Source organism: Mesorhizobium sp. M6A.T.Ce.TU.002.03.1.1, from assembly GCF_003997275.1.
Lineage (GTDB): Bacteria > Pseudomonadota > Alphaproteobacteria > Rhizobiales > Rhizobiaceae > Mesorhizobium > Mesorhizobium mediterraneum.
In genome coordinates this window covers 53,403-65,739 of record NZ_RZTI01000004.1, presented here as the reverse complement: position 1 = coordinate 65,739, position 12,337 = coordinate 53,403, and the positions used below count along the sequence as shown (strand labels likewise).

Annotated in this window: 3 protein-coding genes; all 3 read left to right on the top strand. The window is 58.7% G+C overall.

All coding sequences use genetic code 11. The annotated features are described in order from the left end of the window. Window positions 1-26 precede the first annotated feature (26 nt). Genes EOC93_RS02580 through EOC93_RS02570 form a run of 3 tightly spaced genes read left to right on the top strand, consistent with a single transcriptional unit; the run spans window position 27 to window position 12,060 of the window. On the top strand, window positions 27-479 hold the full coding sequence (locus tag EOC93_RS02580; protein ID WP_127203772.1) for a hypothetical protein: 453 nt from the start codon (window positions 27-29) through the stop codon (window positions 477-479). A gap of 8 nt (window positions 480-487) precedes the next feature. After that, the gene (locus EOC93_RS02575; RefSeq protein WP_127203771.1) at window positions 488-10,420 is read left to right on the top strand and encodes an RNaseH domain-containing protein; all 9,933 of its coding nucleotides are present in this window, start codon (window positions 488-490) and stop codon (window positions 10,418-10,420) included. After that, the gene (locus EOC93_RS02570; protein WP_126104934.1) at window positions 10,417-12,060 is read left to right on the top strand and encodes an AAA family ATPase; all 1,644 of its coding nucleotides are present in this window, start codon (window positions 10,417-10,419) and stop codon (window positions 12,058-12,060) included. Before EOC93_RS02575 ends, EOC93_RS02570 begins: the two co-directional genes overlap by 4 nt. The last annotated feature ends 277 nt before the right edge of the window (window positions 12,061-12,337 follow it).

The window sequence follows — 12,337 nt, the reverse complement described above, 5'->3', positions numbered from 1 at the left end:
TCGCCGGGATGGTCGGCCGAAGCTCCATGGAGTTCGACCGCGAAAGGTTCGGCCGGGAAGTAGATCCGCGGGAACTGGCGGAACGGCTGCGAACCATCCGTCGCCAAACGATGACCGACGTTCGCAGACTTTTGCGCCACTCAGTCAGGTTCGGCAGGCTTGGCAATCTCAATGAGGCTTTCGTCGCCGATGTGATGATTGACGTCATCCAGACGATCGGGCGGTCGATGCGCAACGGATGCAAGACACGCGTCTTGTTCGTGGATGCGGCCTGGGCACCGAACTCAACCCGGCCTGAAGGCCCGTCCGAAGACACAGCCGCCACAAGCTACCTCGTTGCGATGCAGCGCATTCTCGACCGCCTCGTGAACTCTAAGGATGCCGTGCACGCCGAAATATATGAAGCCCTCTACAGGCCATACCTCGAGCCGCTTTCCCAATGTCAGGGCCTGCTGGTCAAGGGAAATGACGGACAATAGGAAGTTGCATGTTTTATCTGGCGAAGCCCGAACAGAAGACCGAAAGTATCTCCGTCATGGGATTGTCCTTCCTTGGCGGCAAAATGCCCACCCAGGATTGCGTGAAGGTAAGCTGGCATTCCGACATGGCCCAGGCCTTCGCCGCTGTGGCCACGGCAGCCAGGAACACAGGAGACGCCGCAGGAAACCGCCTTCCTTATGCTACATTGAGAGCCTTGCTCTCCGCCGGGCTTCCGGATCCGATCTATGTGGACTCCGAACTGGGCGGGATCGGCTGGCACGACAGCGAGAAGGGTCCGCGGTCTTTTGCCGAATGCGTTGCGTCTGAAGAAGAATGCCTCAAGGCTGTTTCGAATGCAGTCCGCATGTGGGCGGCGAAAGTGCTGGCTCCGTGGGCGGAATCCCGAGGGCTTCCTGCCGACTTCGTCGAAGACATCACGCGTCTCGCCATAGAGGGATCTGCCGCAATCGCTTTCCGGAAAACGCTCGAGACCGAGGATGGCAAGGGCAAGGACTTCACGGATGTCCGGGACATCATCCATGCAGAAGCATTCCGACGCATTGCCGGGACGGAGCTGTTTCCAGGAATGGGGCCTGTCCGTGTGCTGATTCGGTCTTCTTCCCGTGAAAATTCTATCTGCTTCGTGACCTTCCCCAGGGCGGCCGCCGCCGGATCGTGGTCCATGCAGGCCCGGCTTACCGTCGAAACGCACCCCGGCAGGCCGCAACCTTTCGTCAGGCTCGATGTATCGCGCAAGCGTTGGACGCCGGATGTTCCTGCCAAATTCCTGCCCCGACAAAGGAAACTGACGGCAGCCGTCTTCGGCGAGGATGAAAGGCGGGCGGTTTCCTTCCATGTTCCGATCCTGAAAGGGGCCGTCAGCGAGCCTGAAGACCCGGCCTATGTGCTCGGCGCGCTCAAATCGGGCGTCGATACGGGCCTTGGCTTCGCACAGCTCGTGATGTCGGGGCCGCGGGACGGGGCATTCGTCGGCATCGCCTATTCCACCGCATATGAAACGACGCCTTCCGTGGCAACGGGGGCGACGGAGCTTGACTGCGTCGATTGCTTCGACCGGATCGCCGAGGCCATGAAAGGTGTTCTCGAGCCGCTTTCTGTCGAACCTGTCGACAAGGCGAAGCGCGTCAAGCGCCGCGACGAAGACATTCCGGCCATGAAAGCCGTGATGGTTCTCGAAGAGATCGCACGCTCGCTCGGATACAACGACATCGACGACAAGGCGATCGCCGAAACCTGGAGAATGCTTGCCGATGGCGATCTGCCTCCGTCAGTGAAAGTCCCCGCCGATCTTGAAAGCCAGAGGGAACGCTTCGATGCGTTGCGGGAGGACAATTCGGCGAGGCTCCGTCAGGTGTTCGGCAGCAGTCTGCCTGTGCTGATCATCGTTTCCGCAAGCGCAACCGATGCCGAACATATCGGGATGGCCGTACGGACACTCTTCAACAGCCGTCTGCGCATCGAATATAGGCTGATGCCCGAAGGCGTGCACGGCCCCCGCAAGTCTCTTGCCGTTCCAGGCGGTAAAGCACGGAACAGGTATGAAAACCGGGTTTCCCTCTGGAAGCCGTTCGCACAGACGCTGGCCGAGGAGTTCGGGCCGACTCGCGTCCTGGTCCATGCCCGCAAATTCGCCGACGATGGCGTGAACAAGATCGCGGGTCGCGTGGCGCTGGCCCGCTACGGCGACTGCAACGTCCAGTATCTCGACACCAAGGGCCCGAAAGTCGATGACTGGTTCTTCCGCATACAGGCTGCCGTACTCGACCTCATGTTCGGCCATTCCGCGCTTGTTTCCCCGGTCAGGGACAACGTCGCCGAAGCATTCCTGGATCCTGCGACCCGGCCGGAGACGATCACCGGGATTTCCGTCGTTTCCCTGAACCGGACCCGCACCCGGCAGGCGTCATCCTTCTTCCTGTCGGTCTCCATCGATATCGAGAGCGGGAGCACGACAGCCAGGGCAGGGCGGCCCGTCAACGGCACCATAGACATCACCGATCCGCTTCCGTTCTTCGACCTGCTGAAGACAGTGGCTGGCTGGGATGAAGCCGACACCGGGAACGGTGAAACGGAAAAATCGGACTTCCAGACGTTCGTCGCCGAGATCGTAAGTTACGAATGTGACCGCGGTCACAGGCCCCTTGTCATGTTCGAAGGAGACCATGCCAGGAAACTCTGGCCAGCCCTTTCCAACAAGGGATGGGACGAACCGTGCAAGCTTGTCGGCACAGATTTCAATCCGTCCGAGTGGCCGGGAGCGCGGATCGTGCGCATCCAGGACCAGATCGAGCCGACCGTCATCACCCGCAAGGAGCAGACCTTCGCCATTCTCGACCCCGAAACTGGCGCGGAGACTGGGACGAAGACCCAGAAGACACACACCCTGACCGAGCCTGGACGCCTCGTGCGCCTGGCCGGACCTGCAGACAACTACATCTCCACCGGGCATCTGGACGGAACCCAGAAACTGCCCAAGGGGCTGTCCGTCTACAGGCCGATCCCCCAGATGAAGGCAGCTGTGGCTGCGGACCTTCCGCCTGCGCTGGCTTTCATGAAGGTCAAGATCGAAGGCGAGCGCGATCTCACCGGAGAGCCATACAAACTGCCGGGCACCATCGGCATTCTGGCTGTCCACTGCCTCGAAGGCGATGACCCGGACAGGATAGCGGCTCTCTGTCATGGACTGCGCTTCGGGTTCGGCCACACACGCTCGCCCGTCAAAATGCCCGCACCTCTTTTCCACGCCAAGAAAGTCGCCGAGTACATTCCCGCATACATCCTGACGGAAGAGGACGAACGCGAAGATACGGCGGAAACCGTCGAACCCGCAGACCAAGAGGAGCCGGATGAGTCTGATGGACTTGCATCTCCCGAAGACGGGGACGGCACGGATGATGCTGGCAACACGCGGCCGGAACCGCAGGCATATTTGGGAGACCTGTCGTTCATGAACGGAACAAACGGAACGCACGGTGCTACCGCCATTCCGAAAGATTCCTTCTCGAAATCGAGAACGACGACGCTTCCTGCTGAAATCCGCGCCAAGGCAAACGGTGACCTGAAAATCGAAGCCCTTCTGGAAATGATGTGGCTGGGGCCGTTGCCCTCCTGCATCACGGAAGACTGGATGGTGTTGCTTCTCAGCGCCCATTCATCGGTCAAGCCGAGGCAGAAACTGTACGATCTCGCCATGAAGGTAGAGGTGCCGATGAAACTCGTGCTGCCTGAGACCGACGTCAAGGACGACCGGTCCTTTGCCCGGTTCCTGATGGCTCTGCTCCAATTGGGGGATTCAATAGTTTTTGCCAAAACGGCGATCCCCCGCACCATCGACAAGAACAGGAGGAGATGGATTTTCAATCCGGTCTACGAGCAAATTGCCCGCAAAGGGAAGAACGGGGCCAAGTCAGAAACGGGGATTTCGATCGTAGATACGCTTTATGAGTCCCCCATCCACACATTGAAGAAATTGCATGAGGGCGGAGACGGGCTGCTTGCCAGGCAGTTCATGACCGTCGAATCCATGTTCAGGCCGGAGAAGGCTGCCATTTATGCCGAGGCAGCCGGAAAGTTGAGGCAGGAGTTCGGCATCGAATATGCCGACACCGAGGCCTTTTGCTACCGGATGGCGGCATTCCAAGAGCGCTTGATAGACTATGTGAACCTGAAATCGATCCTGGCGGAGCAGGAGCAGAAGAAGGCGTCGCCTCGTATCGGCCGTCTGGGCATGGATGACTACCAGACAATAGCCGAAGAAGCCGAACCCGTACGCCCTTCCGCGCCTGAAGTGAACGCAGCCTGGTTGCGGGACAGGATGTCGCTCAGCGGTGCTTTCAGAAGCCATCTCCACAACCACCGCACTGAGATCAGGGAAGTGCTTGGCGATGTGAAGGCATGGCCTGAAGACAAGCCATCCAGTGAAGTGATTGCCGATTGTGTCGCGAAGCTCTTCTCGGTTCCCGAGCCGATCCTGGCGGCGATATCGAGGCGGGACAAGGAAAGCCTGTTCAGGCCGTTCTACCGCAAGATCGAGACGACCGTCCGGGCGATTGACGAAAGCCGCCCCGAGGAAAAGCGGCTGTCGCCCGCCAACTGGGAGGACGATGGCACCTCACCTGAAATCTTCGCACGCTTGTCTGAAGGCGGATACAGGCAGTTCGCCGACGAGTTCGCGAAAATCCGCGCGATCGAAAACCCGTCGCTTCCTCTCGAACGGGCAGTGAAAGCTGCCGGAGAGGAATTCAGGGAAGCTGCGGAATTTATCGAAGCGAGACGCAAGGCGTCGCTTTGGTTCTTCGCCAATGACGACCGTTCCGACAATCCGTTGTACGAAGCCTATCTCGATAGTTTCGAAAACGGAGAGGTCGCCGTCCCCGGTGAAGACGGCCAGTCAGGCACGACCGGGAACGCACCGGAAGCACGGAGCGAGCCGGAAGTACAGGCGGAAATCGAGATCGGGAACATAGCGTCGCAGGACGCCGGACAAGAAGCCGGAGCCGGGCACGCAAGGGGGGCTGACATGGGCATCGAGGACATCTTCCGCGCTATTGTGGTGGAAGCAGAACACGGGGTTGAAAAGCTGAATAAACCCGATTGGGATAGCCTTTCAGCCTCTCTGTCGGTCATTTCCGGCCTTCTGGACAAGGCACAGGCGGCTGTTGCCGCCTTGCCGCGTCAGGTGTCGAATGCCGCATTGCTCGCCCGGGTGCAGATTCTGGACAAGGAAGCCGCTGAAATTTGCGAGTTCCTCGGGTCTGAACATACAGCGCTCTTCTTGCCGGAGGAGGGCAATATCGAGCCGTCATCCGCTGAATTGGCTGAAATGTGCCTTGGTGAAGGGGAGGAGGCACTTAACGGCACGAAGCTCGCCGTAGCTGCTTACACAGAACTCGATGAGAAAATGACGGCGGCCAAGCCAGCTGAAAAAATCCTACTCGCCCCCTCAATGAACGAGGAGGTCGGAAAAGCCGAATCCGGCATCGGCTCCATTGCCGTAGCGCTGGCGAACGCCCTGTCTTATCTGGCACCGGCCGCTTTGCCGTCCCCTGACGGTGGAGACTGCCCCGGGAAAGGAACGCTTCAATCCGACGAAGTCCGGGAACAGGAAAGAGAAACACCCGAGGCGGCAGGCAGTGACCGGGAAGCGGTTCCAGCCGCCGAACCTGTTGCGGCTGGAACCGCGGAAGCGGAAGACAATCCGGATGACGCGGACGATGTTTTCGCGGAAGTCATCCCGGAAGACGACATCCTTGACCCTGAAACAGCCGAACACGACGTCGTGCCAATGGCAGAACCTTTGCCGCAAGATGGCGGTTCCGTCGTGGCGGTTCCTGAAGCCGAGGTTGAAACTCCGCCAGCGGAAGACCTTGAAACCCTTAGGATAAACCAGTCCCTCGACAGGTTCATGGCTTCGGGAAGCTATTCGCTTGCATACCATCTTGCACGGGCCTCCGAGGCCGAAGACCCGTCACGGCCGCTTGTCATCACTTCAAAGGAAGCGAAGCTTGCGGCAATCGCGGGCCACCTCAACCACACCGCCCTTCAGTCCAACCCCTTTCTCGTTTCGTCATGGGTCAGCGAGGCATTCAGTTCGGTCGAAGCAATCGGCCGGGACAGCAAGGAGGAACGCGCGTCGGCGCGGCTTCTTTCATTGATGCCGCTTGCGATCGAACTGGCTATCTTCTCGCCATCTTACGGGAGCGCCGAAATCCTGCGTTCCTTAAACTCGTTGCCTGGAGACCTCGGGAAAAATGTGAGTGAGGTTTTCAAGAACCTCGACTCCCTCAAGCACACGACGATCGTCCTGTCCCGGGCCATGCTCGCCAATGTCGCCGATGAAATGGATCTGACGAAAGCCCTGAGCGAAAGCCGGGCGCACCTGTTCCAAAAAATCGAAGGCTTTCAGGCGCTGCGATTCAACTACCAGCCCGGAAACAAGATCAAGAACGAGCTGTCCCGCAGCGACAATCTCATCGGAAAACTGCGGACCCAGATCACCAAAGGCAGGGATGACGACACGACGCTGGCCGTCGTGAAAAACTTTGCCGAGAGCCTCAAGGACCGTTCGGCCATCATAGAACTGCTCGACGAAACGCATGCGATGCATCAGGACCGCTCGAAGGGGCTGGACGGCGTCGTGCGCAACCGCCTGGTTTCCTTCCTTGAGAATTTCCGGGATGCCGCCAACAACTATATCGACCTCAAATCCGAAATGCGGGAAACCAGCTCGGCGGAACGTCCGAAAGCCCGCGACCTGGCGAAAAAGATTTCGCGGTCCCTGAACAATATGACCGCGGCCGTGGAAGTAGCCTCTCAGGACGAGGGCCTGATCGGAACAGCCGCACGGCACGTCGCTCTGCGCCTGAAGAAACTGTCGGCCATCGTTTCGGGGGAGCAGGTTCCCTCCGCCAACAGCAACGAATACCTTCAGGCCTGCCACGCCGAGATCGCCCTCCTTCCCGAACTTGATTACGGACGCTCCTGGTTTCCAAGTCCGTATTCCGCCGCGGAGATGGTCGGCCTTCTTTGCAATGCAAAGCTCCCGTTGCTCCCTGAAAAGGGGCAGGAGCGGGACGAGGCCTTCGACAACATCGTCCGCCAACGCATGGACCGCGGCTCGTTCGTCGGCGCACGCATGCTTCTCGATGCCGACGATTTTCTCGAAATCAGCCAGGAACTCGCTGAAAACCTCGAAAAGGAAGTCGGAGCAAACATCCTCACCGCGAAGACATCCATGAAAGACGACATCGGCCAGGCTCGGAAAGTTGTCGAACGCGTCATGCGGTTCGGCTCGTTGCGGCAAGGCACCGATGCCGAACAGGCCGCCTCCCTCCTCGACCGTCTCGAAAAGATCGAGGCCGTAGACGTCCCCATTACCCTTGAGCCGGGCGCTCGCATCGAAGAGGAAATTGACGGCATATTCGATGTCAGCGTGGCTCAGGACGAAATCGAAACGATCCGAGAAGGGGCCCAAGCACTGCTGGAGGAACCGCGCATCCGCCTCCAGAAAGACATTGACGAACTGTCATCCAATGGCATCGACCCCAAAATCTGCCAGAAGCTTCGGGCGCTTTGCGAAACTGACGACCTCCTGACAGCTGAAGAGCATATCCAGGAAGTCAGGAACGAAGGCCGCCTGCCGGAATCGCGCCGCCGCAACTGGAGGTTCGAGACCTTCCGGGATGAAGTGCTTCCCGCTCTGGAACATTACCGCGGCGACATCGCCAGCAACGTGTCCCACGCAATCATGAACGGTGATGCATTTGAAGGGATAGCCTACGACCAGCTTTCGGAAACCCGCCGGAAGGAATCTGTCGAGATCGTCACGGAATGGCGGGAGCTGTTCCGCAAGTTCCATGTCAAGGACTTCGCCCCCTTCGCGGCAAGTTTCCTCGAGAAATTCGGCATAAGGGCCGAGTTTAAGGACGTAGCCAACATCCCTGTGCCTCCGATCGCCAAGGGAAAAATGTATGTCGGCGATTTCAAGCTCGACATCCCGACCGACACAGAAAGCCTGCTGTTACCTGATTTCGGCTCCCGAACCGAGGGCAATTACCGTGTGGCCGTCAGCCAAACCCTCCCTGCGGAAAGCACTCTGCAGAAACTGACGACGGGCAACGGCCTGATCCTGATGGTCAGCGACATCGTCACACCCGAAGAGCGCCGGAAGTTCCTGATGAGGAACCTGGCAGCCAATCGCCGCATATTGCTGATCGATTCAGCAACAATTTCCTACGCTGTCAGCGAACCGCAGATCAGGGCGCTGACGCTGATCGAACTGGCTCAGCCCTACAGCTTCGCCGAACCCTATGCCGACTGGGGGAGGAGTGCTGTCCCCCGTGAAATGTTCGTCGGACGCTCGCAGGACATTCGGGCGATCCTCCTCGATAGCGGCTCGAACATCGTCTATGGCGGCCGCCGCATGGGCAAGACCGCTCTCCTGAAACATATCGAGCTGGAGAACAACGACCCGAAAATGGGCAGACTTGTCGGCTTCGTCGATGCCCATCAGATCGGCAAGGGGCATCTGGCGACCAAGGTTATCTGGCAGGAGATCGCGAGGGCGCTGCCTGAGATTTTCCAGCTCAATACTCCGATCGACGCAACACGGGTAACCCAGGTGATCAAGAGGTGGCTGGCCGATGACAACCGCCGCCGGATTTACCTGCTGCTGGACGAGTGCGACCAGTTCATCGTTAGCGATGCTGCGAACGGCTATGCCGAGTTCCTGGCGCTCCAGCAATTGATGACCGACACCAACAGGCGCTTCAAATTCGTGCTGGCAGGACTGTCGAACGTCACCCGTCTCGTTCAGACGGGCAATCCGCCACTCAAGCAGATTTCTGCTGACCCGAGACGCATCGGCAGCCTCACTGGCGAAGAACGCACGGCGGCCGAGGACCTCGTGCTTCGCCCCTTCGCAGCTCTTGGCCTCGAACTGGAAAGGCAGGACATCTGGAGGATACTGTCTCATTCCAACTACTATCCTGTCCTGATCCAAACCTATGCGAAGCATCTGTTGAAGAAGGTGCTCTACATCACACAGTCCACACAAAAGCCCATCCGCAAGATACCGTCGGAGCAGATCGCAAGTGTGCTGGACGACCAGACGACCAAATCGGAGATCAAGACGATCTTCGACATGACGCTCGGCATCGACCTGCGGTACAAGCTGATCGCCTACGTCGTGGCGAGCCTCGTCTTCGAGGCGGAGGCAGAAGGCCGGATGGACGACGGGTTCACGACCCGTGAAATTCGCGAACACTCGATCGGCTTCTGGGAAGCCGGCTTCAAGGACAAGAACCGCTTCTCCCTCTTCGACGACCTGCTCGACGAAATGGAAGGGTTGGGCATTGTCCGACGGATCGGCACCGACAGATGGACACTCCGCTCGACCGCAGTCGTCCGCCTCCTCGGCACCCGCGACGAGATCGACACTGTTCTGCTCGATTTCACGGAGATGGAAGCCCCTGTCGGTTTCGATCCGAAATCGCACAGGAGGGAGATCAAAGCTGCAAAACACGTCCTGCAGAAGCGGTCCGTGTCGCCGCTCACATTGAGCCAGGAGCGCGACATCCTGCTTTCCAGCTCAAGGGCGACCGTCATTCTCGGCAACAAGCTCGCGGATTACGACATCGTCCCCGCTGTGCTGAAGACGGTTCCTGACTCCTTCTCGGACGGCGACAATTACGACGTAAGAATCCTATCCGTGAACACCGCGGCCGAAATGGCGAACACCCTTCGCGACCAGCGCGTAGTTCAGGGCAAAAAGGCCATCGCCGTCATCAAGCCATCGGCACCGTGGACCGCCGAATGGGTCAAATCGGCTATTAACGCGAAACCCGTAACCAAGGGGGATGTCAGGGTGATATTCGTCGGTGGCCCGCAACACGCTGCCTCAGTTGCCGCCGATGGCCAACTGGCCGGGCTGACATCCCATGTCGAGATCATGGTCCTTGAACCATGGTCGACGGCATTCTTCACCGAGATGGTCGACAAGGAACACCCCGGTCCCTCGATCCAGCATTACGAGGACCTGCTTGCCCAATATGGCGGCTGGAATGAGCCGATGTCCCAATATGTCGGCTACGCGCAAAGGGTCAAACCGAAGCAGATGCCAGACGCCGTCGATGCAGCGGCGACCGGGCTGACGGGGGATTACGGAAAGGTGCTCGGAAAAGTCCTCGAATTGATCGGGCCGACCGCCTTCAGCGTCAACGACGTCGAGGCGTTCCTCGACCTCAACGACGATCTCAGGGCCCCTGGCATGACCGGAGAGGCTCTCGTTCAATACGGCACGCTGATGGGCTTGCTGGCCGTTGCGCCTGCCAAGCCCGGGGTCGAACGCCAGAAAAGCTCCTACCTGCCGACGCCCCTGACGGCAGGACTTCTCGGCATGACGCTGCTGGCCGCAGAATGATCGACAAGGCTTTATTCTGGTCCCTTCCGGGCCCCTCCGGTTTCATCGAAGACATCGCCGAAGCCGTCACGAAACATGGTATCGTCGCCATCCAGGCACCCCTCTACCGTGCGCCGGGCCTCTCCGAAGCTGTCATCGAGAGGCTGGAAAACGACGGCTACGTTCCCGTCTTCACGGTCCCGAGCAAAGCGGGCGGGCCGATCATTCATCGGCTGGCCATTGCTGCGGGTGAAATGCGCATGTCGATGCGCACCGCCGGGTCTTTGATCGACAAACCCGAGTTCAGAGGTGCCGGATTCTTAATCGAAGATATCGATAACGACGAATGGGACAGCTGGAGCATCTTCTTCAGGTCATATTCCGCGGAATGGCGCAGGCGCTCCAATGAGGCCCTGAAGCCTGTTCTGGCAGCGCTCGTTCCTCCCGATGTCCCGAAGGCCGACCTTGACCGACTCTTCCCTGGCGCATTTGTCCAATGGAACGGCCGCGTTTCTTCTTTTGACATGAGAACCTACATCTCCAGACGGACGGGCAGATTCGCGGCCCTGGCGCTTCTGGATAAGGTGGCGATCGAGGTCGCTATACGGCTTTCCGGCTACGATCCGAGACTAGCAGAATATCTGGTCACCCTCGACCCCGTCTCGGCAATCGATCCATGGGAAACGCTGAAGAAGGCATATGGCGGGAATGCCGACGTCAGGCCGTGCTGGGGCAACGGACTGGTCGATACGATTGACGGAGATGTCTTCGTTCACACTGCCAGCCTGATCGCGGCAGACGACAGGAAGGCCTTCGACATCCGGCGCTGGCGCGCGGTCAGCGGCCCCGTGCTCGACTTCAACGCCACCGTGTGCAGGCACTTTGCCGACACCTATGCGAGCTCCATCGATGCCAAGCTGCCGTGGCGCGTCGCGTTGCCGTTCGGCGAGAAGATGATCACCAATCGATATGACATGGAAAACAAATATTTGCGGGATTGTCTCGGCGATACCCTCGAATACCGGGAAATGACGTTTCTCAGGCAAACAGCAAAAGCGCGCAATGATATCGCCCATAATGAAATCCCGGCAGGCACGTTGCTGAACACTCTCTCGGCGACGTGGAAAACCTACGCCTTCAGCAGCAGGAAGGAGACGGTCGGCTGGGATTGGCCGAGATGTGGCCAGAAACTCATCATGATGGTCGGGCCAAGCGGTGCTGGCAAAAGCACTTATGCGAAAACGAACTATCCACCAGATGAGATCGTATCGGCCGACTCGGTCAGGGAAGAGCTTTTCGGCACCTCTGTGGTCGCCGGACCTCAAGCGAAGATATTCGAAGTGGTCACGCAGCGACTGGTCGCCAAACTGTCACGAGGAGAAAGCGCGGTCCTGGATGCGACCAATATCAAAAAGCGCGACCGCCTGAAAATCGTGGACCTGATACCGGAAGACATGAAAGTCGAATATGTCATCCTCGACCGGGACATGGACGACAAGAGGCGGGACGGAGGCTGGCGCAACGGAAGGAATGGTCTTTTGGAGGGCCATGCTGACATCTTCGCTGCCGAAATCAATGACATTCTTGCCGGAGATCAACGACCCAACATTCTGGTGACTGATAAGCGGTTAATCGATTACTACGAAGTAGATTCCGCATGATATTTCCGGGTCGCGTATGCGCGTCCGCTGCAGAACTGGGACAGGCGGAAGCAGAGGTTCCAGAAACAACTAGCTTTTGGCCGTGATGGCTTACCGGATAACCTGTAGCGGCCGTCGAAACGCTCAGGACCAAATCGCCACTACACGCGTTCAATGCTCTGATTGGGTTCTGTCTCTAATCGTCTAATGCCGGCTTCTAGGAACGGGCGCAGTTGGTCTGAGTATCTGATATCGGCGCATTGCTGCCGCTAGCTAGCATCCGCTACGAGGATGGGGA